The sequence below is a fragment of the Chroococcidiopsis sp. [FACHB-1243] genome, from assembly GCF_014696895.1.
Classification (GTDB): domain Bacteria; phylum Cyanobacteriota; class Cyanobacteriia; order Cyanobacteriales; family Chroococcidiopsidaceae; genus Chroococcidiopsis.
This window is the reverse complement of record NZ_JACJQX010000032.1, coordinates 36,404-61,547: the sequence shown is the minus strand read 5'-3', so window position 1 is coordinate 61,547 and position 25,144 is coordinate 36,404. Positions and strand designations below refer to the sequence as shown.

General features: G+C 46.9%; 16 protein-coding genes. 5 read left to right on the top strand and 11 right to left on the bottom strand.

Going from position 1 to position 25,144, the window contains the following annotated elements:
* Positions 1-42: 42 nt before the first annotated feature.
* The 4 genes from H6G17_RS22385 to H6G17_RS22370 all read right to left on the bottom strand — a co-directional run bounded on the left by H6G17_RS22385 (position 43) and on the right by H6G17_RS22370 (position 4,318).
* A complete protein-coding gene (locus H6G17_RS22385; RefSeq protein WP_192160822.1) occupies positions 43-906 on the bottom strand; it encodes a transglutaminase family protein in 864 nt (287 codons plus the stop codon).
* Between the two features lie 95 nt (positions 907-1,001).
* Positions 1,002-2,645, bottom strand: a complete 1,644-nt coding sequence (locus tag H6G17_RS22380) for an AarF/UbiB family protein (RefSeq protein ID WP_192160821.1) — start codon at positions 2,643-2,645, stop codon at positions 1,002-1,004.
* 142 nt (positions 2,646-2,787) lie between these two features.
* A complete protein-coding gene (gene yidD, locus H6G17_RS22375; protein ID WP_192160820.1) occupies positions 2,788-3,084 on the bottom strand; it encodes a membrane protein insertion efficiency factor YidD in 297 nt (98 codons plus the stop codon).
* A gap of 172 nt (positions 3,085-3,256) precedes the next feature.
* A complete protein-coding gene (locus tag H6G17_RS22370; protein WP_192160819.1) occupies positions 3,257-4,318 on the bottom strand; it encodes a mannose-1-phosphate guanylyltransferase in 1,062 nt (353 codons plus the stop codon).
* A 119-nt stretch (positions 4,319-4,437) separates the two neighbouring features.
* Between H6G17_RS22370 and H6G17_RS22365 the strand changes: the two genes are divergently transcribed.
* On the top strand, positions 4,438-5,820 hold the full coding sequence (locus H6G17_RS22365; protein WP_192160818.1) for an LCP family protein: 1,383 nt from the start codon (positions 4,438-4,440) through the stop codon (positions 5,818-5,820).
* Positions 5,821-5,933: 113 nt separating this feature from the next.
* Here H6G17_RS22365 and H6G17_RS22360 read toward each other — a convergent pair whose 3' ends face one another.
* On the bottom strand, positions 5,934-8,105 hold the full coding sequence (locus H6G17_RS22360; protein ID WP_192160817.1) for a response regulator: 2,172 nt from the start codon (positions 8,103-8,105) through the stop codon (positions 5,934-5,936).
* Between the two features lie 355 nt (positions 8,106-8,460).
* Between H6G17_RS22360 and H6G17_RS22355 the strand changes: the two genes are divergently transcribed.
* Together H6G17_RS22355 and H6G17_RS22350 are read left to right on the top strand one after the other, a co-directional pair.
* Positions 8,461-9,138 carry a hypothetical protein gene (locus H6G17_RS22355; RefSeq protein ID WP_192160816.1) on the top strand — a complete coding sequence of 226 codons (678 nt, stop codon included), beginning with the start codon at positions 8,461-8,463 and terminating at the stop codon, positions 9,136-9,138.
* 6 nt (positions 9,139-9,144) lie between these two features.
* Complete coding sequence (locus tag H6G17_RS22350; protein ID WP_199316923.1) at positions 9,145-10,491, top strand: ATP-binding protein; 1,347 nt, start codon at positions 9,145-9,147, stop codon at positions 10,489-10,491.
* A 41-nt stretch (positions 10,492-10,532) separates the two neighbouring features.
* Here the strand turns inward: H6G17_RS22350 and ribBA are convergent, their stop codons facing one another.
* The gene (gene ribBA, locus H6G17_RS22345) at positions 10,533-12,209 is read right to left on the bottom strand and encodes a bifunctional 3,4-dihydroxy-2-butanone-4-phosphate synthase/GTP cyclohydrolase II (RefSeq protein ID WP_192160815.1); all 1,677 of its coding nucleotides are present in this window, start codon (positions 12,207-12,209) and stop codon (positions 10,533-10,535) included.
* Between the two features lie 143 nt (positions 12,210-12,352).
* On the bottom strand, positions 12,353-13,183 hold the full coding sequence (locus H6G17_RS22340; protein WP_192160814.1) for a PEP-CTERM sorting domain-containing protein: 831 nt from the start codon (positions 13,181-13,183) through the stop codon (positions 12,353-12,355).
* Positions 13,184-13,552: 369 nt separating this feature from the next.
* On the opposite strand from H6G17_RS22340, the gene H6G17_RS22335 reads away from it, so the two are divergent.
* On the top strand, positions 13,553-14,881 hold the full coding sequence (locus H6G17_RS22335; RefSeq protein ID WP_192160813.1) for an efflux RND transporter periplasmic adaptor subunit: 1,329 nt from the start codon (positions 13,553-13,555) through the stop codon (positions 14,879-14,881).
* Between the two features lie 12 nt (positions 14,882-14,893).
* The gene (locus H6G17_RS22330) at positions 14,894-18,172 is read left to right on the top strand and encodes an efflux RND transporter permease subunit (protein ID WP_192160812.1); all 3,279 of its coding nucleotides are present in this window, start codon (positions 14,894-14,896) and stop codon (positions 18,170-18,172) included.
* 73 nt (positions 18,173-18,245) lie between these two features.
* Here the strand turns inward: H6G17_RS22330 and H6G17_RS22325 are convergent, their stop codons facing one another.
* From H6G17_RS22325 to H6G17_RS33550, 4 genes are all read right to left on the bottom strand, one after another.
* On the bottom strand, positions 18,246-19,721 hold the full coding sequence (locus tag H6G17_RS22325; protein WP_192160853.1) for a pitrilysin family protein: 1,476 nt from the start codon (positions 19,719-19,721) through the stop codon (positions 18,246-18,248).
* 131 nt (positions 19,722-19,852) lie between these two features.
* Positions 19,853-20,683 carry a type I methionyl aminopeptidase gene (map, locus tag H6G17_RS22320; protein WP_192160811.1) on the bottom strand — a complete coding sequence of 277 codons (831 nt, stop codon included), beginning with the start codon at positions 20,681-20,683 and terminating at the stop codon, positions 19,853-19,855.
* A gap of 169 nt (positions 20,684-20,852) precedes the next feature.
* A complete protein-coding gene (locus H6G17_RS22315) occupies positions 20,853-21,260 on the bottom strand; it encodes a plastocyanin/azurin family copper-binding protein (protein WP_342669349.1) in 408 nt (135 codons plus the stop codon).
* 256 nt (positions 21,261-21,516) lie between these two features.
* The gene (locus tag H6G17_RS33550) at positions 21,517-24,381 is read right to left on the bottom strand and encodes an insulinase family protein (protein WP_192160809.1); all 2,865 of its coding nucleotides are present in this window, start codon (positions 24,379-24,381) and stop codon (positions 21,517-21,519) included.
* Positions 24,382-25,144: the final 763 nt, after the last annotated feature.

Sequence of the window (25,144 nt, the reverse complement as noted above, 5' to 3'; positions counted from 1 at the left end):
GTGCGTGACCAATTACCAATTACCAATTACCAATTACCAAATCTATTGTCCAATCGCAGGTTGAATCGATAATTTGTATCTTAACTCTGACTGTGCTTTTCCTTTGTATCCACCTTTGACTGGTGCTGCACTTTGAGGAATGGCACTAGCAGCTACAGCAATGTGACCGTCAGCCACAGCTAATCCGTGTGTAGGGTCGAAACCCCGCCAGCCTGCGCCTGGTAAGAACACCTCAGCCCAAGCGTGGAGATGGCGATCGTTTGCATCGGGATCGCCCTCTTGGTAGCCGCTGACAAAACGTGCTGCTAAACCCACAGCACGACAAACTTCCATAAATAAAATTGCCGAATCGCGACAAGAACCAGATTTTTCTGTCCAAGTAATACTAGGAGGTAAAGGTGCGCCTGTCTCGCGAATAACTTGCTGGCAATTTTGATAAATTCGTTCGTTGAGTGCTGTTAAAAATCCTATCGTTTCCCCATTTTGGGTGTGATGAATTTCTTGTGCCAGTTGAATGGCAATTGGATCTATTCCTGCTGTATTCCAATATCCTTGTAGATATGGTTGGAGTTGCGATCGCAATGAATTTGGATAATCAATTGGTAGTTTATGCGCCCACGGTTCTAACAGAAAATTAAACGGATTGGTGCAGTGAGTTTCTACTTGCGATCGCGTTTGAATTTCTAATAATTCTGTAGTTTGCGAACCAAACCAAACTTTTATTGCCGCATTGCCATCCAAATCGATTATTTGAGACTGACTTACGGGAGTTGGCAATATCTCCAGTTCAAAGTTCTGCAAAGTTTGCCATCCATCCGACCGAGGACGCAAGCGAATTGTGTGCGGCTCTAAAGTTATTGGTTTGCTGTAGGTGTAGATTGTTTTGTGTACGATTTGATATTGCATTAAGGCGGTGAGTCGTGAGTCTTAAATGGGAACATGAGGAGCGATTCTTATCGAAGATTTGAAAGTTGAGCAGGCTCGTCTATCTTTAACAAAGCCTACCGCAAACGCCCCGATCGCAAAATACTAAAAATCAGCCACAATCCCAACAAACTTGCCACTGCAAATAGGACGCTACTGAGCCACGATAGCTGTGCTGTCTGGGCTTTGGAAGAAATAATCGCTGCGCCCATAATTAACGAACCAACTAATACGCTAAACGAGAGGCGGTTAGCAGAGTCATCAAGGGTACGACGTATGCTATCTAATCCCCGCACCGATAAATTCCATTGCAACGTCTCTGAGGTCACGCGGTCTAATAACAGTTCGATCTGGCGGGGGGATTGCAGCGAAAGACTTTTGATATCGAGGGCTGTTCGTAATAAAGATTCTACAGGGCGATTGCCTAATAACTGGCGACGAAACAAGTCTGTTAACAAAGGTTTGACTTCATCGAGAAAATTAATTTCTGGATTAAATTGCCGCGCTAACCCTTCTAAATTGGCAAGGGTTTTTGCATACAAACCCATATTACTCGGCAAGCGGATTTTATTGTTACGAGCAACTTGCAACAATTCGTAAATAATTTGACTGAAATTGATTTGAGACAGATCTAAGTTATAGTACTTCCGTAACATGCGATCGTAATCGTTTTCCAATCGCGATAGAATTACGGGCTGAGCTGAATCTGACAATTGCAACGTCAACTGACTACATCGTTGAGCGTCAATATCGACAATTGCCAACAACATTTCTACTAAAATTTGCTGGGTACGAGGATCTAGCTTGCCTACCATACCGCAATCTAACAGCGCAACACGCCCATCTTTGAGATAGAAAATGTTGCCGGGATGCGGGTCGGCATGGAAGAATCCATCAATATAAAGCTGCTGGAAAAAAGCCCGAAATAGCAAAGTTGTAATTTCTTGTCGTTTGGTTTCTGGAGATACACCATTATTTTCAGCAAAGCTTGCCGCTAATAAAGGGACTCCATCCAACCATTCCATCACCAACAATTTTTCTGTGGTCAAATCCCAGAAAATTTCTGCTATGACTAATTGCTGAGGATCGAACCACCGACTAGCTGACAAATTGCGCCGTAACTGTTCGGCAAAGTGCGCTTCTCTCGTGAAGTCTAGTTCTGCCTCTAATGCAGCTGTGAATTCATTTGCTAAAGATTTGATTTCATAATTCTGACCGAACTCACTCCGCGCCACTAAATCGGCGACTCCTTGAATTAAGGAAATATCTTGAGCAACGATCGCATCAATCCCGGGACGCTGCACTTTGATAGCGACTTCTCGACCATCTGTCAACGTAGCACGATGAATTTGACCGATCGATCCAGCGGCAACAGCTTGAAAGTTAATTTTACTGAAAGTTTCTTCTAAAGGTTTTTTAAGCTGTTTGCGAATCGCAACTTCAATTTCTGCCCAAGGCACGGGTGGAACATCATCCTGTAGGGTTGACAGCTCATCAATATAAGAAGCAGGTAATAGATCGGGGCGGGTAGACATAAGCTGCCCGAATTTAACATAAACGGGTCCCAAATCTACTAAGATTTTGCGTAATACGGCTGGTGTCGGTAACTGAGGCTCGTCTGTTTTACCCCCAGTTAGCAGCCGTCGCATATAGTCCCAGCCGTTACGGAACAGAATTTCGGCAATTTCTCGTTGACGAGAAGTATTTTGAGTTAGGAACACAGTTTAGGTAGTTGGTAATGGGTAATGGGTAATGGGTAACTAGTTGTTGGTTATTGGTGAGTGGCTTGTGGCTGGTGACTAGTGGCTAGATTCTTTTCTAGTCGCTAGCTACTAGTCACTGCTTGTGCGCTCGTGCGCTCCCTCATAACGGTATGCAGCAAGGAATCACAATGCAGCGGAAGCCAGCAGCAGTTTTTTGAGATTTGAGGATTTGACTGGCACGGGAACAAGCCTGAAATCGTTGAATTGAGAATTTTATGGCTGACAATAAACTCCGATTAGTCAGCATATGTTTGACATCACTAGAGCAAGATTGGCTCCCATACAAAATTCTGTGCGGGCAATCGAAGCCTTTACGAGGAGAAATAGATCTCTGATAAAACTCAATCGAGTTTAACGCTACTGTTCTGGCGGCTGCATCCCACTGGCTTGTCAGCATAACTATTCATCTCGCTACCAACAGTCAACTTCTATCCTAAATAGCAACTTAACTCATCTGCCACAAGGAGAGTGGTCAGTTGTTAGGGAGCAGGGACGAGCTGGGAGCAGGGAGCAGAGATCGAAGGAGAGAGTAGCAACCAATGACCAATGACCAATGACTAATGACCTTTTTACAATAAATGACTAAATTTAGGATTATCCTGCAATAATTTCAAAACTTGTTTGATTTCTTGGGTGCGGTCTTTTTTGACGATGAGGGTGACGTTACGATCGCGCACGATGACGACATCTTCTAAGCCAATAGTCACAACTACATCTTCGTCGTTTTCAGCATAAACTAAGCTGCCTGCGGTATCTAGTCCGACATGATGACCGACTTCGACGTTGGGGGTTTCTCCTTGGAGCAAACGGGCGATCGCATTCCAATCGCCTAAATCGTCCCAACCAAAGTCGGCTGGTAGCACGTAGGCAAGTTTGGTTTTCTCCATCAGAGCATAATCGATGCTAATTTTGGGCAACTGGGAGTAAGCCGCTCTGCCTTGCTGTTTGAGGGGGATGAGGATGTCTGGAGCGTGGGTATGCATTTCTTTGAGTACCACCCCGGCTCGAAAGATAAACATGCCGCTATTCCAGCAAAACCGCCCCGTGGAGAGAAATTCTTCGGCTGTATGTAGGTCTGGTTTTTCGGTAAAGCGGTTGACGCGATAGACAGGTAAGTTACCATAAATTCCAGTCCGATCGCCTTGCTCGATATAACCGTAGCCAGTTGCCGGGTAACTAGGTTTGACTCCTAGTGTGGCGATCGCATCTGTGGTGGCAGCTAATTGAGCAGCAGCATGTAGAGTGTGTTGAAACCCTGGCAAATCTCCAATCCAAGGATCGGCAGGGAAAAAACCTACAACAGCATCTTCCCCGTAGCGTTGCGCTATTTCCAGCGTACTCCAAGCCACAGCCGGGGCTGTATCTCGTCCCTCTGGTTCTGCCAAAATGTTTTGGGCTGGCATCTGGGGGAGTTGTGCGGCTACTCCGTCGGCGAGCTGGCTTGATGTCACCACCCAGAGATTTTCCCAACTACCTGCCAGGGGTAAGAGGCGATCGGCTGTCGCTTGCAGTAAACTTTTACCGCTACCATCTAAACTTAAAAACTGCTTGGGGCGATGCCTGCGGCTGAGGGGCCAAAAACGTTCGCCTTTGCCTCCAGCCAAAATCACAGGGATGAGAGAACCATTCATAAGCGTTCGCGTCAAAAATTGTTAAATCTGCTTTCGAGTTTACTTTGCTTTTGCTAAAGGCAATCGTAACTTATTGGATTACTATTTCTGTAGGGTTTGGCTTGGGGGAATAAGTTGTTGTGATTGGTGTACTAAAACGAGTCGATCGGCGGTTGAAACGACAACTGCAAGAAGTGGAGGTGAGGCGATCGCTGTCTGTCACTCGCCAGAATTTCTTGTCTTTTCGCCGTTGGTTGTGGTTTCAGATGACAAGAAACCGTCTCCTATTTTGGATTGGCGTGGCTAATTTGTCGATCTTGCTAGGGGCAATGGTGGCGCTGCTATTACCAATTTGGGGCAGTCGCACTTCTTCTGACTTGCTATCTAGAGACTCTCCGCAACCGCGTAGTACTTTCCTCCGCAATGGCTTGCCCTACAATCTCTCCCGTCCGGTAAATATTCTCATTTTAGGGATCGAACCTCCTCCTAGCACCATCGGGCATCATCCTATCTCTGCGTCGGCAACTGGGACTAGCGATACAATGCTGTTAATCCGCTTCAACCCCGCTCGCCCAGCCATCAGGGTACTTTCAATTCCTAAAGACAGTCAAGTTGTCTTACCCAAGATCGGTCTAGATAAAATTTCTCGCGCTTATGCCTTGGGGGGCGCACCTTTAACAGCGCGGGTTGTCAGCCGCACGTTAAATAATGTCCCGATCGATCGCTATCTCAGCATTAACGCAGATGCTTTGCGGCAATTAGTAGATCGGATGGGAGGGATTGAGGTATTTGTTCCCGAACGCATGGCATACCAAGACCGGACGCAACGGTTGCAGATCGATCTAGAACAAGGCTGGCAAACTTTAAGTGGGGAACAAGCAGAACAGTTTGCTCGTTTCCGCGCCTCAAACCAGGGAGATCTCGATCGCGTCCAGCGCCAGCAGATGTTGATTGCAGCTTTGCGCGATCGCCTCACTAGTCCGGCAATTCTCCCCCAACTGCCGGAAATAACCAAAATTATGCAAACTGCGGTGGAAACCAATCTCAGTCCAGAAGAACTGCGGGCGATCGTGCATTTTAGCGTTCAAATGAAGCCAGAACACTGGCAAATGCTCCTGTTACCAGGAGATCTCAGCCCTTATAGTCAAGACCCCAGCAGCTATTGGCTCTATACTTCAGGTCAAGACCAGATTATGAGTCAGTACTTCGGTACTTCTACGATTGGGGCTGCACCCAAACCCAAACCGCTGACAAGCCTAAAAATTGCCGTGCAAAATGCTTCGGGCAAACCCCAATTGAGTCAAAAAGTCGTCCGCTATCTCAAGCAAAAAGGCTTTACCAACGTCTATGCTGTCTCCGATTGGTCGGATATTCAGCGCCAGACAAATATCATTGCTCAAAAAGGCGATACCGAAGCAGCAACTAAAATTCAGCAAATCTTAGGTGTCGGCAATATTGAAGCCGCCGCGATCGGCGATTTGGATTCTTCGCTCACAATCCGTGTTGGTAAAGACTGGCGGTGAGAAAAATTCAAAAGTCAAAAGTCAGAAGTCAAAATTTGCCTCTCGCCACTTTCGATCTCGCACCACACCGCACCGCAACACACACAACGCAACTACCAACTACCAACTACCAACTACAAATTATTAAATGTCTTACCCATCTCTTGAATTAAATCTGTAACTACGGCAATCAGCGTGTCTGGGTCGATGGGTTTAGGTAAATGACGTTGAAAGCCAGCCGCGATCGCTTGAGTCCGATCCTCAAGTCTGGCAAATCCTGTCATCGCGATCGCCGGAATCTGCCGTTGTGCTGTTGTTTTCGTTCTGAGCTGACGGATCAACGCATATCCATCTTCTCCCGGCATTCCTATGTCACTGACTAGCAAATCTGGCTGGAAAGCTTCTAGGGCTTGCAAAGCTGCTTGTACTGAGCCAGCAGTATACGTCTTTGCACCGCTCGTTTGCAAAATCACTGCAATCACTTCACAGCTATCTGGTTCGTCATCAACGACCAACACGCGCAAGTTGTTAAGTGGTAATGGAGTGAGGGATGAGGGGTGAGGGGAAGAAGAGAGCTGAGGAGGCTGAGGAGGCTGAGGGAGAAACATTGCTTTGGCTTCTTCCTTGTCCGACTTCCGATTCCCCAGTCCGGGCGCACTGCTGTGCGCCCCTACCGATTCCCGACTTTCCATCCCCATCAAAGGCAATAATACTGTAAACGTGGCTCCCTGTCCTTCTCCCAGACTCTCGACAGCTACCGAACCGCCGTGCATTTCCACTAGATAGCGCACGATCGCCAAGCCAAGTCCCAGCCCCTTGTAGTTGCGGGTAGTCGAAGCGTCCGCTTGCCGAAATAACTCGAATACATGGGGTAAAAACTCAGGCTCGATACCTTTACCAGTGTCGCTAACTCTAATTTGAGCATAGGAGTGGTGTGTGGTGTGTGGTAGTTGGTTGTCGCTCCTAGTCTCCTCTGCTTCCTCTGCCCCTCTGCTCCTCTGCTCCTCTGCTCCCTGCTCCCTGCTCCCTTCCAGTGACAAGCGCACTTCAACCCGCCCACCAAATGGGGTGAATTTAATCGCATTTGTGAGTAAATTCCAGACAACTTGTTGTAACCGATTGGGATCGCCATAAACGAATCCTCGATCGCGATCGAGGAAGATCTGCAAATCGATTGATTTGGCTTGAGCGCTCAACTCAACTGTTTCGATCGCGGCTTGAATTGGGGTGGCTAAATTGAGTGGAATAAACTGTAACTTCAATTTACCCTGAACGATGCGAGACACGTCGAGCAGGTCTTCAATCAATTGAGTTTGTACTTGAGCGTTGCGCAAGATCGTACTAATTGCCCGCTGTAGTGTCGTTTCATCTCGTCGTCCCGATTCGAGAATCGTCGCCCAACCTAAAATTGCATTCAATGGCGATCGCAACTCATGCGAAAGCATTGCTAAAAACTCGTCTTTAATGCGGTTGGCAGATTCAGCAGCATTACGGGCAATTTGTTCTAACTCGAATAGCCGCGCTTGTTCTTGTTCGAGTTTTTTGCGTTGCGTGATCTCCCAGGCAATGCCAAACAATCCTACTGGGTTTCCCGAGCGATCGTAAATTGCCCGCCCTTTATCTAAAACCCATGCAATCGATCCATCTGGTTTGAGAATGCGAAATTCGCAGCTATAGGTTCCCGTTTTCAACGCAGTTTGAATCTCAGTTTGAAATAGCTCTCGATCGTCGGGATGAACGAGATCCAACACTTGCTCAAATGTCCCCACGATCTCGCCGTCACCAATTTCCGATATGTTACCCGCATTCTCCAAACGGCGAACTTCTCCGGTTTGCAGGTTCCAAGTATAGGCAGTGAGATCGGCTGCTTCAAGCGCAAATCGTAAATTCGCTTCTGTAAGCTGCATTTGTTCGATCGCTTTGGCGCGTTCCTGCCGCAGGTTTTGCTTTTCTACAGCTTCCCGCACGGCGATCGCGAGGCGATAGGGTTTTCCCTTACGGACGTAATCTGTCGCTCCCCGCTTCATGGCAGTCACGGCAACTTCTTCTGTACCGCTATCCGTAAATAAAATCACTGGACAATCGGGATACTTGGCTTTTACAGCATCTAAAATAGCTAGTCCATCGCTCCAATGCAATTGATGATCTGTGATGACGAGATCGAATCCGCCTGCTGCTAAAGCGCATTCAAACTCAGCTGCATCGATCGCCGTTTGAATTTCTATTTCAGCAAACTCGCGTTGAAGTTCGCGACTTTCGAGCTTGCGATCGCTGGGATTATCGTCTATCAACAGAATACGTAACATTCGATTTTTTATTTTTTTCCTTTAAAATTTTTAGTAATATGGCATTATCCAAATCTTATTAAAAGAAGATTAATTTAAGGTAAGTCGTTAAGAAAGTTTTAGCAATCGATTGTCCGCAACAAAATATACAATCTTCAGCAATTGGTATTGCTCTTTTGATAATTCCGCTTGCATTATATCGCAAGAAAATAATAATATCGATTTATGATTAAAAAACTGAAAAATAACTAAAAAACTAGCAATAACTCGTCTGTATACTACTGCAATGCAATTATGGGATACGGCACGGTAAGAAAGCTAGAATCGGTTTAAATTGACTTAAAATCACTCGCCAAAATCGTTTGAACTAGAAAATATGCCGATGGCATTTCATCAAGTTTTGACCTCAGAAAAATTGTTCGATCGCGTTGCTAAGCGGTTCGATCCGCGTCAAAGCTTGAGAGCGCGGCTAGGCTTAACAATATGTAGTCTTGCGCTAGTCATGGCAGTCATGGCTAGTATTACGGTCAGTGCTACGGCGAGCGATCGCGTCAAAACTGATGCTGGCATCGCGTTAGAGCAGTTAGCATACCAAGTCTCTGACAAACTCGATCGCGGCATGTTTGAGCGATATCGCGAGATCCAAAACCTGACCGAGCTAGATTTACTCAGCAATCCCAATTCTCCTCGATCTCAAAAGCGATCGCTGCTCGACAGGCTACAAAGCACCTATCCCACTTATAGCTGGATTGGTTTGACAGATGCCACAGGTAAAGTTCTCGTCAGTACGGGTAAGCTGTTAGAAAATCTCAGCGTCGCACAACGACCGTGGTTTCAAAACGCCCGCACTCAAGCAGCGGTGGGCGACGTTCACGAAGCCATGCTCTTAGCCAAGCTGCTACCAAATCCAACCAACGAACCCCTACGATTTATCGACATCTCAGCTCCCGTGACTGACTCGGCGGGTCAGTATACAGGTGTGCTAGGCGCTCATCTCAGTTGGACGTGGGCAAAAGAAATTCGAGACTCTTTACTGCAACCGCTACAAAATTGATCGCAGGTGGAAGTTTTCATCTTTAGTGCCTCTGGCAAAGTGCTACTCGCGCCCATCGAGCTGCAAGAAAGAATTCCCTCGCTGCCTAGTCTACAGACATTGCAACAGCAAGGCAACGGCTACGCGCTCGAAACCTGGTCGGACGGCGATCTCTACCTCACGGGTTTTGCCCGTAGTACGGGGTATCGAAATTACCCTGGACTTGGTTGGACGGTTGTGGTGAGGCAACAAGCCGATCTCGCACTTGCACCCGTACGGACATTACAACGCCAGATTTTTACTCAAGATCTGACATTAGGGATATTATTTGCCATTGCTGGGTGGTTTCTTATGCGTCGCCTCACCTATCCCTTACTCGCGATCGCAACAGCAGCAGATCGTCTGCGTCAAGGGAACGCAAATACGGAACTCCCTTTAATTACCAGCGGCGACGAGATCGGGCGACTATCTCGTTCGTTAAAGCATCTCGTCCGCACTTTATTCGAGCAACAGCAGCAACTCAATCTCAGTAACGAACAATTGCAAATTCAATTAATAGAACGCCAACGCGCCGCCGCCGAAATCCAGCAACTCAACGCCACCTTAGAACAAAAAGTAAGCGATCGCACGGCACAACTTCAGGAGATCAATCAAGAATTAGAAGCTTTTGCTTATTCGGTTTCCCACGATTTACGCGCACCACTACGGACGATCCGAGGATTTGCCCAAGCATTGCAAGAAGACTATAGCGATCGCCTTGATGATTCGGGTAACGAATACCTTCGGTCAATTACCGCAGACGCAGTGCAGATGGATCGGCTGATTGCCGAGTTACTAGCCTACAGCCAGTTGACTCGCACGAAAATTACCTTACAACCCGTCGCATTGATGGCAACGATCGAATCTGCCTGCAAACAATTAGAAATAGATTTCCAAGAAAAGCAGGCAGAAATTAGAGTTGCAACACCTTTACCGCTCGTTTTGGCACACAGCCCGACCTTAACCCAAGCGATCGCCAATTTGCTCAGTAATGCCCTCAAGTTTATCAAACCAGAAAGCCATCCGCAGGTTGAAATCAAATCCCAGCTCATCCGATACCACCAACAGCAGTGGGCGCGTCTGTGGATTATCGATAACGGCATCGGAATTGCATCAAGCGATACCGAACGGATCTTCCGCATTTTCGAGCGCCTGCACGGAATTGAAACTTATCCAGGTACGGGCATCGGCTTAGCGATCGTGCGTAAAAGCATCGAACGCATGGGCGGCTGTGTCGGCGTAGAATCGCAACTAGGGCAAGGAAGTCGATTTTGGATTGAATTACCTCTTTATGAGGGAGCAGGGAGCAGGGAGCAGGGAGCAGTGACCAACTAGCAACTACCAACTACCAACTACCAACTACCAACTACCAACAACTAACACCCAAAACAATAAATCTTCTGGGTTTCTAGTCGATCGAAGATGGCAGAAGGCGAGGTATCAGTACCAATATTGTGTCGGTTTAGTTGGACTTGCAAACCCGTGAGCGGATCGTGACCGGGAGCAACGAGAAATTCTAGTCGCTGGACGTAGGGTAAGGTCGATATGCTATCGAGAATTTGCGCGATCGCTTTTAGATAGGGATGATTTGGTTGCTGATACCAATCTGGTGTAGCTAGTTCGGGTTGATCTAAACCAACGTGAAATGTTAGGGAAGGTTGACCGAACAGTGCCACAGCCAACGGTCGTGCCTCTTCCTGCAATAACAAATCGTGCGTCCTGACAATGTGTCGTAGTTTTTCTAACCGTTCGTAACGTTGCGTGACGGATAAAGATTCTTCTTGCCAGTGAATTGCCACAGCAACTAAGTATGTTTGTAAGAGCATATGCCCTAGCTTGCTGGCTTTGGTGGCAAGGTAGTTAGAGTTGTAATCGTTGGCTTCAATCAGCAACGGCACGCGATCGACGACTTCTAAACCGTATCCCTTCAATCCAGCAATTTTGCGGGGATTGTTGGTAATTAACCGAATTTGTTTCACGCCCAAATCGTTGAGAATTTGCGCCCCTACCCCGTAGTTACGCAAGTCGGCAGGAAAGCCGAGGCGTTCGTTTGCTTCTACAGTGTCCAGTCCCATGTCTTGCAGGGAATACGCTTTCAGTTTGTTAATTAAGCCAATGCCTCTACCTTCTTGACGCAGGTAAACGACGACTCCCGCACCCGCATGTTCGATCGTTTTCAAAGCTGCTTGTAGTTGCATCCGACAATCGCAGCGCAGCGAACCTAAAGCATCACCCGTGAGACATTCAGAATGCATCCGCACCATCACGGGGCGATCGCGAAATTGAGCCGGATCGCCTTTAACAATTGCTACGTGTTCGGAGTTATCTACGCTGTTGCGATAAGCATAGATCTGAAATTCACCGAAGGAAGTCGGTAATTGAGCAATAGTCTCGCGAGTCACAAATCGCTCGTTTTGCAAGCGATAGCTAATCAGATCGGCAATACTAATAATTTTCAGTTGGTGATGTTTGGCGTATTCCATCAACTGATTCAACCGTGCCATTGAACCATTGGGGTTTTGAATTTCACAGATCACCCCCGCCGGATACAGCCCTGCTAATTGAGCTAAATCGATCGCTGCCTCTGTATGTCCGGCGCGTTTGAGGACTCCACCCGTCCTGGCGCGGATGGGAAAAATATGACCGGGACGGCGCAGATCTGAGGGTTTCGTGGCGGGGTTAATCGCTACTTGAATCGTGCGGGCGCGATCCTCAGCAGAAATACCCGTTGTCACGCCTAAATGTGTCGCAGCATCGATACTTACTGTAAAAGCAGTTTGGTTGCTGTCGGTGTTATTGGTTACCATCAACGGTAAATCGAGTTCGTCCAAGCGCTCGCCCGTCATTGCCAAACAGATTAATCCCCGCGCCTCCACTGCCATGAAATTGATCGTGTCTGGGGTCGCAAACTGAGCGGCACAAATGAGGTCGCCCTCATTCTCGCGATTTTCGTCATCCACTACAACAATAGAGCGTCCAGCTTTAAGGTCGGCGAGAGCGGCATCGATCGAGTCAAACACAAAAGATTGATTAGAAGCGTTCTGAGGCTGCACAAAAATACATCACAAACAAAATCTATCTCTGATTTTAGCCGCTTTAACTGGACTAGGGATAAAAGGAGATCTAAGCATTTTCAATTAAATGAGATCCGCGATTTGTAGGAACGCATAGCCGTGCGCCCTTACTCACGTAGCTATTATTTCACCCCGACTCGCCGATTCCAGGCTCGATATCCCAAAGCAAAGATACCTAAAATTGTGCCAACAGCAATCGAAGGTTCCGGTACGGCAACAGTAGATCGATTTTCCTTGACTTCTACTAAGGTTAAGTTTGTCACGCGATCGAAAGTACGAGAAAAGAGACCTTCAGTTGAAGCTGATGCAGATTCTCGATCGCTACCAAAATTTGTCGTCAAACTAATATTACTCAGATTTAATTGAGTCCCATCACTGGAATTAAAATTGAGAAAATCGTTGTTTCCAGAAGTCACATTTCCTGAAATTGTAAATGAGTCTAGAAGCGTCCAACTATCTACATTACTAGTATCATATAGGGCAAAAGAAACCGTACCGTCAGCGATCGCAGTTTCAGTTTGCGGATTGTCTATGGATGTTGTTAAGTTTAAATCGGCATCGAAATTAAAAGAAAAAGTTTCGCCACTATTGACGCTAAAGTTACCTAAAACTCCAGCAAAACTGTCTGCCGTACCAGAGTAGTTGTTGCCAGTACCATCAGCACTACTAAACGTTGAATTGAAAGCAGTTGGTGGTTCCGTAACAAAACTTGCTACTGCATCTGTACTAGCATTCACATTACCATCTGTGGCAAAAGTACTCGTGAAAGTATCAGTAATTACCTCGCTCTCGAAGGGGTTATGACTAAACTTATCGAGCGTAACTGTAGATTCAGAACTAGCAAAAGTGGCAGCAATACTAGGGATTGTCCCTAAAACAATTAATGGTATGGCTAATGGCAAGGCTGGTGCGAGCGATCGCACAATTCTTGAATTCAGTTTTAGTTTTGGCACGAAAATCCTCCTCACATCAATCTCACTCAAAAGGCTAGTTTTATATCCAGAGCTATTTTTCTTGCTGACAGCACACCAGTACCGATGGTTCCGTTACTGGCAGTAGTGACAGCAAACTCTATGTAATTTAGCTATTGGCAGTATAAATTATTTCGTGAAACTTACGTAATTCAATCTTGCGAATTGAGGTTTAAGGAAAATTTAATAATCGTGTCATATTGATGTCACATTTATCCATCAGACTTCATGCTACTGACCAACCTTTGCCATGCTGCATAGATAGTTAACAAAAACAGCTTGACAAAAACAGCGTTACGAGCGTCAACGGTCAACAATTAAACGTTAACTCTTGAGATAGGAGTCTCGATTGTGCAAACCTCTGATTCCCAAGTTTCCGTTTCAAACCGAGAAGAATTGCAGACTCCGCCGCCGTCACCCCGCTCCCAGAAACGGTGGTGGCTGCTACTCATGCTTCTAGTCGGAGCTGGAGGAGTTGGACTGGGGCGGGGATTAACTCCTGCCAGCCAAGCCACTGCACCAGTGGCAGCAAAACCGCAACCACCGCGTCCCATCGAGACGATCGCCTTAACTTCAGGCACGGCAACTCGTAGTACTAGTATGTTAGGACAAGTTGAAGCGAGTGAAAACGCCACAATTCGCACCAGAACATCGGGAGTCGTGCAACAAGTGTTAGTCCAACCAGGCGATCGCATCACCCCTGGTATGGTTTTAGCCATCCTTGACGATACAGATCAGCGTTTAGCTGTAGCCGAAGCGAGAGCAAGACTGGCTCAAGCTCGGAGCGAATTAGCACGCTTAGAAGTCGGTACGAGGCAGGAAATTATCGCCCAAAGACAAGCCGAAGTCCGAGCAGCCCAAGCGCGAGAACAGGAAGCTCAAGACAATTCAGAACGAACCAGAAGTCTAGTTAATACTGGCGCACTCTCGCGCCGGGAGTTAGTCGAAGCAGAGTCGCGAACGGATGCTGCTAGAGGGGAACGAATGCAAGCCCAAGCAGAGTTAGCAGAAGCCACCGCTGGTCCCACTCGTGAAGAAATTGACGCGCAACGAGCTAATGTAGCCGCCGCCGAATCTGCATTAAACCAAGCGGAATTAGCTTTGCAACGCACACGCATCAGGGCAGTATCGAGCGGTGTCATCCAGACACGGCAAGTCAGCAGTGGCGACTTAGTAGAAAGCGGTGACGAGATTGCTACTAAGGTCAATGGCACTCAGTTAGACGTATTTCTAGAAGTACCAGAGTCACTCAGCGGTAGCGTGAGAGCGGGTATGCCCGTCGAATTAACTGCTAGGGCGCTACCCAACTGGCGCGATCGCACTACCTTAACGGGTATCGTACCATCTGCCGATACCGCTTCTCGACGGCAGCGAGTGCGGGTGAGGCTGTCAAATCCCCCCGCCAACCTCTTGCCAGGAATGGCAGTACAGGCACAGTTACAGTTACCTAGCGATACCCCTAGCTTTGTCGTCCCGCGCGATGCATTGACTCGGCGGGAAAATCGCTGGCTGGTATTTACTGTTGCTGATGGCAAAGCCAGACAACTAGAAGTCGAACTCGTAGCAGACATGGGCGAAAAAATGGCGATCGCCAACCCACAACTGAGCCAAGGACAAGCGATCGTCGTACGGGGTGGAGATGGATTAAAAGATGGGGCGGTTGTAAGTCGTAAGTCGTAAGTCGTAATTACCATGAACTTGATTGAAACAGCCGTCCGCTGGCGGCACGGTACTTTCGTGTTGTTTTGCCTGCTTGCCGTATTTGGCATCTTTTCACTACTGAGTTTGCCTTTAGAACTGCAACCAGGAGGCGATCGCCCTGAAATTACTATTACCACTTCCTATCCTGGTGCGGCTCCCACAGAGGTAGAAGATCTCGTCACTCGTCCGATTGAAGAACGGATGGAGGAAGTCTTGGGGGTACAGGAAATTACCAGCAGTTCTCGTCCTGGAACCAGTGCTATTACGCTTGAGTTTACTTGGAACAGCGATGTGAACGAGCGGATGGTGGATGTGTTGAATAAGTTACAACAAGTAGAAGAACTCCCCGCAGAAGTTGAAGAGTCTGATGTGGAGATGGTCGGAGGTAACAACTCGCCAATGATGTGGGTTGTCCTGACTCCAAGACAGGGGTTTCAAGGTAATCCCGATCGCTACCGCGACTTAGCAGAAGAAGTTATCGTACCGAGATTGCGCCGAGTTGAAGGCGTAGGGCAGTTTCTCATTCCTGGGGGTAGGGAACGAGAAGTTGAGGTGAGGGTTGACCCCAAAGCTTTATTCGATCGCAATCTGACCATAGGCGATGTCGTGCGCGTGTTGCGGGAAAACAATCGCGATATTCGTGGTGGTCCCCTAACGTTAGGTAGACGAGAATACCGCGTGCGGACTCTCAGCCGATCGCAAGATATCGAGCAAATTGCTGGATTTGTGCTGCGGCGCGACCAGTCGGGTACAGTCTACATGCGGGATGTGGCAACCGTACAAATGGGGCGCAAACCTCTAGAGAGTGCTTTAGTTTTTAACAATACTCCTGCCGTGGCAATTGGGATTATCCGGCGCGTTGGGGCAAACGTACCGGAGACATCTAGGGGAGTGAGGGCAACTCTATCAGAGTTGGAAGCCCAGTTCGATCGCCAAGGAGAAGGTATTCGCTTTGTCTACAACTACGATGAGAATGACTACATCGGGCAGTCGATCGCCTTGGTACAAGGGAACTTAGTTAGTGGAGCGCTGCTAGCAACAGCCGTATTAATTCTATTTTTGGGTTCGATGCGGACAGTAGCAGTCATTGCCCTCACTATTCCCACCACCTTAATTACAGTATTCATTGTCATGGCATTTTTGGGGCGATCGCTCAACATTATCAGTTTGGCGGGGTTGGCGTTTGCCGTGGGAATGGTGGTAGACAACGCGATCGTCGTCATTGAGAATGTCTTTACCCACATGCAGCGAGAAAAAGGAGCAGTTCGCGCCGCGATCGACGGGACTCAAGAGGTTTGGAGCGCAATGTTAGGTTCTACCCTCACTAACGTTGTAGTTTTCGTTCCCCTAGTCATGGTACAGGGGGAAGCCGGACAGTTATTTGCAGATATGGCGATCGCCCTTTCTTGTGCTTCCCTATTTTCTCTATTTGCTGCATTAACTTTAGTACCGATGCTCTCTGGTTTGTTTCTCAAACAGCACGAAGCAATGCAAATGCTGGGAGGCGGGAGTCGGGGACAAGGGGGACAAGGGGGACAAGGGAGAATAATTGCCAACAACCAACAACCAACAACCAACAACCATCTTCCGTCAACCATCCTCCAAAAAATAGAGCAAGCTGTTTTTCGTACTTCTGCTGTCTTTCGCTTATTTCAAAGTAAATTAGAATCATTTCTAGCATCTACCGTACTTTGGTCGTTGGGTGCAGGTCGCGTTGGACGTAGGCTAATTCTTGTCTCTATTCCCGTCATTCTGCTATTTACAAGTATTTTTTTACTACCCCCTGCCGATTATCTGCCTGAAGGCAATCGCAACTTAGTTTTTTGGGTGGCAGAACCATTACCAGGAACCAGCATTCCCGAAGCTATTCGTCTATCTCAACCCGCGAGAGATTTCTTGAGCCAACAACCAGAAGTCGATCGCGTCATGTTTATCGAACGTCCTGGTAGGCGAGGAATTGCGGCAATTCTTAAACCCGAATTTGCCACTACCAACGGACTTGCGAATATGGTCGATCGAATGCGACAGCAGAGTAATAACTTTCCTGGCTATCGCTTTCTGATTCCCACGCGCTTATCGATCTTCCAAGACCCAGGTAAGGAGTTTGAAATTCAGATTGTGGGTGCAGATTTGCAGCAGTTGAGCCAGTTGGAAACGCAGATAACCGAACAACTGCGGGCATTTCCAGGCGTGCGTAACGTCCGGTCTGATTATGTATTTGGTGCAGGGGAACTTCAAGTAATCCCTAACCGCGAACGTTTAGCTGAAGTTGGGTTGTCGGAAGCAGAAGTAGGGGCAATGGTGGAAGCGGCGTTAGGTGGTCGAATCGCTTCTGATTTTATCGATGGTAAAGAAGAATTGGATGTTTCGGTGGAGTTGCAAAATCTTTTTGTCGAAACTCCAGAACAATTGCGCCAACTGCCTTTGTATACCAGTCGCGGACAGCAAGTACAGCTAGCAGATGTCGCCGAGGTGCGGGAGACAACCGGACCCGATGTCATTAACCACGTCAACCTAGAGCGATCGATTACCCTGACAACTTCCCTCGAAGCTACAGCACCTTTAGGAACATTAGTCAACCAAACAGAAACTCAAGTTTTAGCTCCACTTAGGGCAAATCTTCCCGCCGGATATCGCTTAGATTTATCTGGATCTGCCGATCGCTTGGCTGAAACCTTGTCTCAATTATCCTCTGCCTTTATCCTGTCCGTCTTAATTATTTACTTGCTATTGGTAGCGCTGTATCGCTCTTTTCTCTACCCAGTTGTCATTATGGCAACAGTACCGATGGGTATGAGTGGCGGGTTATTGAGTCTGGCGATCGCCAACCGAATTCCCGGTCTTATTATTCCCTTGGATATGATTACGGCGCTGGGATTTATCATTTTGACTGGGGTAGTGGTAAACAACGCGATCCTCTTAGTAGACCGCGCTTTACAACTCCAAGCGGAAGGCGAAGACTACGATAAGTCTCTTTACAATGCAACACGCGATCGCCTCCGGGCTATTTTCATGTCAGCTGGCACGAGCGTACTAGGAATGTTACCTTTAGCAGTCGTCCCAGGACAAGGAGCTGAATTATATCAAGGTTTGGGCATCGTCCTTACTGGTGGCTTAGCTTTCTCAACCATCCTCACTCCCACAGTAGTTCCCGCCATCATGGGACTGCTACGCGATCTGTCTGGACGCAAACAGCCATCAGTTGTCAGTTATCAGTTATCAGAAACCGTAGGGGCGGGTTTAGCAAAAGATTCACGCCTAGAGCCATAAATCTACATCCAAAACCTGCCCGTACAGGAATCAGGAATAATTGTGAATTGAATTGTCTCCCTTGTCCCCACCTCTACCCTGACTTAGCATCGGGAATCGTAATATCAATCGGAATGACTTCTGAAGCGATCGCGCTCAGTGGTGGTTGAATTGCAGTACCATTTCCAACAACTAAAGTGACGAGTTTTTCTGGCTGGAGGTATTTTTTGGCAACTCGTTGGACATCAACCGCAGTCGTGGCTTGTACGCCGCGTTGGTAGCGAAACAAGAAATCAGCTGGATAACCGAAATATTCGTATCGCATCAAGCGAGACAGAGTTTGGCTGGGTTGTTCAAAATTGAAGACAAACGAATTCAATACCGACTCTTTAGCGCGTTGCAACTCATCTGGTTGAACTATGTCAGTTTGGATTTTTTCAATTTCGGTACGAATCGCACGCAAAAAAGGGACAGTCGCAGCCGAACGAGTTTGTCCCCCCGCTACAAACAACCCAGGATAATCAAAGCGGGGACTCCAGACACCATAGACAGAATAAGCCAAACCCTGACGCGATCGCACGGAGTTAAATAACCGTCCGCCAAATCCGTTTAAAACTTGATTCATCACGTCTAAAGCTGGATAATCGGGACTATTAAACCGTCCGCCTAAATGCCCGACTTGGACGTAGCTTTGAGTTAATTGGGGGCGATCGACAAAATATAATCCGCCCAACTTAGACTGAGGGGCTTTTGGAACTTGGGGTTGGGACAGATTTGGTTGAGATTTCCAATTGCCGAAATATTTTTGAATCAGCGATCGCATGTTCTGCGAGTCGAAATCTCCGACAATGCCCAAAATCAGATTATTAGGATGAAAATATTGACGGTAAAAATTAACTAAATCTTGACGGGAAATATTATCTAAAGTTGCATATTCCACCGTTCGCGCATAAGGGCTATCACTGCCATAAACTAACTTTTGAAACTCCCGCCCGACAATTCCATTCGGATCGTCATTCCGACGGGCGATTCCACCTCTAACTTGAGTTTTTGCCAAATCTAGCTTTTCTTGGGCAAATATTGGTTGTTGTAAAATTTCTGCAAATAGCCCAAACACCATTTCCAAGTCTTCGCTCAAGGCGCTAAAACTAGCAGAACCAGAAGCATCATTAATTCCAACTTCTACCGCTGCTGCTCGTTGTTCCAATAACTGATTTAACTCATCTGCGGAATGTTTTTGCGTTCCGCCAGTTCGTAATAAAACTCCAGTTAAATTTGCCAATCCTACTTTATCTGCTGGTTCCCAGCGATCGCCCGTCCGAATTATTGCCGTTCCTCCCACTAAAGGTAAATCTCGATCCGGCATCAAATACACCACCATACCATTCGGCATTTCGTAGCGATCGTATTTGGGGATTTGTACTTGTTTGAGGGGGGGAAATTCTAATTCTGTATAGTGCTTGGCTCTAGCTGCTAAAGCTGAGGGATGGTAGACAAGTACGAATAAAATCGCTATGACTATTAAACCAATTCTGTAAAAGTTACGGATAAGGTGCTTGTCCGAGATCATACAATTTAAAATTTCGCGATCGCACAGATTGTAGGGGCGCACAGCTGTGCGCCCCTACGATGATACGTTATTTAATCTAACAGGACAGGCAAGATGCCCATCATACAGCAGCCATACTGCCTCATCTGAAATTACACCAAAGAGCGATCGGTGAGGATTTCGTAACCGCTTTCTGTGACTAACACAGTATGCTCGAACTGAGCAGAAAGAGCATTATCTACCGTTACAGCCGTCCAGCGATCGGCAAGAATGCGCGTAAATCTCGATCCGGCATTCAAAATTGGCTCAATTGCTAGCGTCATTCCAGCACGGAGTTTAACGTTAGGCATTTCCCGAGTACGAAAGTTGAAAACCGAGGGTTCTTCGTGTAAGTTACGACCAACACCATGTCCGGTAAAGTCTTCGACGATTGTAAAACCATTTGCCTCTACGTGGTCTTGGATCGCCCCTGCAATATCCATCAGATAATTTCCAGCCTTAACTTGCTCGATCCCTTTATACAGAGATTCTTCGGCAATGCGGATCAATTTAGTTGCTGTCGGACTAACTTCACCAATGGCGATCGTAATGCAGGAATCGCCGTGGAAACCTTGATGGAAAGCGCCTGTATCGACTTTTAAGACATCCCCCGTCTTCAAAACTTTTTTTGGATTGGGAATTCCATGTACGACTTCATTGTTAACGCTGGCACAAATAGAAGCAGGAAAACCGTGATAACCCTTAAAGCTAGGAGTTGCATCCATTTCGCGGATGCGCTTTTCAGCATAGGCATCGAGATCGGCAGTCGTCATCCCAGGCTGCACCATCTCAGAAATCTCTTTTAATACCGTTGCCACAATCTTAGCTGACTGCCGCATGATTTCGATTTCACGGGGAGATTTGATTTCAACACCCCGCCGTTGCTTTTTTTGGCGCTGAGATTGAGCTGGTTGTTGAGGGAGAAGATTACTGAGAATATTCATGGAGTTTTATGGGAACAGATGGGGTGACTGTGGAAAAAACCGATCTAGGTCTGATGCGATCGCGCTTGTCTATAAATTTGTTATCTGAATTTGTTATCCAGGCTAACGATTCAAACACCTTCTCTATTTTAATTTACAGTCCTTCACTTTGAGCCGATTGTGGTTTTACTTATGCGGCGATCGCGATATTCCCCTTCATTCCTGCTTCTGTATGTCCGGGAATCGGACAGCGCAAAGCGTATTTACCCGATTTCAAAGGTACAAATACCCATTCTGCCTTTGCTCCTGGTTTGAGTTCTAATTCATGGATCGCCCCTTTAATCTCTACATTGCCAGCTTCTACTTTTTGCGTCCAAATACCATCAGCAAAATCTTTTGCCGTGAAATAGTGTTTCTGCGGACTGGGATTGGTCAGTACGAGTTTGTAACGTTTAAAGGCAGATAATTCTAAAGAATCTGGCACAAACTTCAGCTCGTTACTAGCAGTCCCCAAGCTGACGGAAATTTCTGTCGCTGGCTGACGCAACAAATCTACAGATGGGGCTGTACTCGTCGCCGCTTGAGCTAAATTTGGCATAGCAACTACAGTACAGAGGATCAGCCCCGCCACAAGAAAGAATTTTTTAAAATAGCGCATCATAAAATCTCTCTGTGATGGTAAACGTCTAACTCGTTAAGGGCGGGAGTCGGGAGTCAAGAAGGGTGAGGAGCGAGGAGTGAGGAGTTAGGAAAATTCGGAATTCGGAATTTGGCAAAGCGCAGCAGTTTATCCCTTGGCCCCCTTGTCCCCCTTGGCCCCCTTGTCCCCCTTGTCCCCCTTGTCCCCTCACTCCTCACTTCCCTTGTGCTGTAGCACTACCAGGACCAGCGGTAACGATCGCCAGCTTATCTGGTTGCAACAATTCTTTTGCTGCCAGATTGACTTTTTCTAAAGTGACAGCTTGAATTTTTTGTGGGAAGTCGCGTAATTCTGCTTCACCCAGCCCGAAAACAGCATTCATTAAGATCGTACTAGCAAGAGTGTCAGGACTAGCAAGGGAAACAGTATAACTACTGGTAAGAGAGCGCTTAGCTGCCTCTACTTCCTCTGCTTTTACGCCTTGAGTTTGAATTTGTTGCAACAATTTGCGGGCGCTGGCGATCGCTTTTTGAGCATCAGTTGGGTCGGTTTGCATTCTAATTGCGAATGGTCCGGCGTGTCTGCCAGCTTGAAATGCACTGTAAATACCATATGTCAACCCTTGGCGATCGCGAATTTCCGTGCCTAAGCGACTAGAAAGCGTATCGCCACCCAAAATTTGATTCAATACCAAAGAGGTATAGTAGCGCGGGTCTTTGCGGTCAATTCCCCGATATCCCAAAATCGTAATCGATTGCGTTTTCCCTGGCATAATCGGGTTAAACTGCTTGACCTTCGCTGGTAGAGATACGGCTGGATAGGCGATCGTTGGCGGTTTACCCGTTCCTTGCCACTTGGCTAATTGTTGCGTCAACAGCGATCGCACCGCTTTTGGATCGAAGTCTCCTAATAAAGTCAAGATAGTTTGGTCGGGACGGTAATGAGTTTGATAAAATTCCACCACTTGCTGACGGTCAATACTCTGTAAACTTTCCTTAGTCGGGAAGGTATGGAAAGGATGATTCGCGGGATAAATTGTCTGTTGAAACTTCCGTTGCGCCACCCGTGCGGGATTATCCAAGTCTAGCTTGAGTTGAGTCAGGGAGCGTTGGCGCGATAGCTCTAATTCGCGATCGGGGAATGTGGCATTTTGCACCACATCTGCCATCGTTTGAATCACTATAGGTAGATCTGTTTTTAAGCTATAACCGCCAATTTCTACTCCTTCACGATTCGCAGAAAAACCCAGACTCGCCCCTCTATCTTCTAGCGTCTTGGCAAGTTGCAAAGCATCCTTACTCTTCGTCCCATTCATTAGGTTGTCTGCGGTCATGCTTGCCAAACCACTCGACTGATTTGGATCGAATTCCGTCCCTGCCTTGATATGACCGCTCAAGGTTACAGTTGGGGTGCTAGAGTCGGGTAGAAGCAACACCTGCAAGCCATTATCTAAAGTAAATTCTTCTGGTAGCCGCCGCGCTTTCGGTGTAGCCGCAACATCTACTGGTGGTAAGTATTTAGCCACTTCTGCCGGATCGACAGGGGAACCTAAGTTAAAGCTTTCCGCAGTTTGACCAGTTCCCGCCCCAGCACCACCAGGTTGTCCGGCGATTTGGGTAGGTTCAAACTTGCCAACGGTGCGTTTCTCGGTAGCTAAGTAAGTATTTGCTACCTGCTTCACATCATCAGTCGTAACCTTCTCCAAAGCGGCTAGGTAGCGATCGATATAGCGATAATCGCCAGCCGTAGTTTGGCTATAACCCAGTTGTGTTGCTTGGGAACTGATATCGCGATTGCTCAGAATTATCGTTGCTTTGAGTTGAGCTTTGGCGCGGTCGAGTTCTTCGGGCGTGACTCCTTTATTCCGCAAATCCGCGATCGCCTGTTCTTGTACCGTAGCAATTTTGTCTAACTGTTGCCCTGGAGCTGCTGTCGCCGAAAGTTCGTACCAACCTCCTACCATCATGTTCGCCGTGCCACCGCCTGCCGCACTCGCTAAACCCGATTCCACCAAAACTTGATACAATCGAGAACTCCGCCCTTCTGTCAAGATATAATCCATTGCATCCAGTGCGGGGACATCGGGGTGATTCGCATCCGGCAAGGAATACACGACTTGCAACGTCGCCGCCGCCCCTGGTTCCTTGAGAACGATCGGCTTATTGTTAGGACGAGCAACCGACTCCTGTAGGGGCGCACGGCTGTGCGCCTCTACAACTCCCGACTCCTGTACGGGCGGGTTTAGAAACCCGCCCGTACGGTCTCCCGTTCCCTTCACTCTATCCGGTACTTTGCCAAAAACCTCTTTTACCGCTTTTAACGTTGGTGCAGTGTCAAAATCTCCTACTACAATCAATGTAGCGTTGTCGGGGCTGTAAAACCTGTTGTAATAATCTCTGACTTTTTCCGCAGTAAACTTTTCCACGTCAGCTTTCGTACCACCTACAGGCAAACCATATGGAGAGTTAGGAAACGCCGCACGCCTCACGGCGCGATCGAGGCGATAAGTAGGACTATTCTCATAACCCTGTAGCTCAGAGATGACAACTCGCTTTTCACTTGCTAGTTGCTCGTCATTAATTAGCGCATTCTGCATTCGGTCTGCTTCAAGTTCCAGCAGCGCCTTCAATTTATTTCGTTCTACCGTGCCAAAATATGCTGTTTGGTCGAAGCTAGTAAAAGCATTGGACTCGCTGCCCAAAGCACTAAACAGGCGACCAAATTGAATTGGACGGGTTGTCGTACCTTTAAACAGCATATGCTCCAATTGATGCGCGATACCGTTTACCCCTGGAGCTTCATTGCGCGAGCCGACTTTGTACCATACCTGGACGCTCACGACTGGTGCAGTATGGACTTCTTTAGTCAAAACCGTTAAACCGTTTTCCAGTGTTGTTTTACGGACATCTTCCGTGACAGATAAAGGCGATCGCGGTACTGTAGCAGCAGGACGCTGAGAGTCAGCAGCAGCCGGAAAACTCAGCGTTACCCCATTAGCCAAGAACAGCACTCCACTCAGACAAAGAGTGAATGGAATCACAAATAGCCGATGACGGCGTAAATAAGTAAAAATTCGCATGAATTGTTTCGATTGACAGTCAGTGGTTGCTAAGTTCAGTAGTCTTATTGACTCTACTGTAGTCCGCCGATCGCGACTTGGGGATTAGCATTTATTTACTTAGGCATCGACTTTTGTTTAATTTTTTTTATCTCGCTCTCTCTACGATCGCCTTTCATCCAACACTCACTTATTCAATCTCCATTCGCCCAAGACTCAAATAAGTGAGTTGAGAATCTTAGATATTCATCAACTCATCTAGTTGTGTACGTAGTCTGCGTAATACTGACGAGATCGCCCACAATCATGAATCAATTCGCAATTCAATATTCGCCCCATAATTCATATATTCTTAAAATAATTCAAATACAATTTTCACCGTTACTTTACAATTTACTCTAGTCATTCTCTGTAGTTATACGCAATAATTTTTAAGTAGTTAAAACGCTAAAAACTGGTTTAAAAAATACAAAACTTAATCTAGGTGAGTTATACTAGCTTTATCCTGAATAATAATCTTAAAAATTACCACAATAAATTTGTTTAAATAATAGATAGAAAGCTTTAATCTCCTGTTATAAATGCGTCCGCAAGCCTGATACTTTGCAGCATTCTCGAACACAGATTACATGCATTAGCCTTGTGCTGAATAGATAGATACAATTGCTGCATAGTATTTAATAATTTAACAGATACTTTTCAATTCTACTTGTATTTTATGGAAAACAAACTGCCCAAATCTATATGATTTTATACTTTGTTGTCTTGTACGAGCTGTATCTCA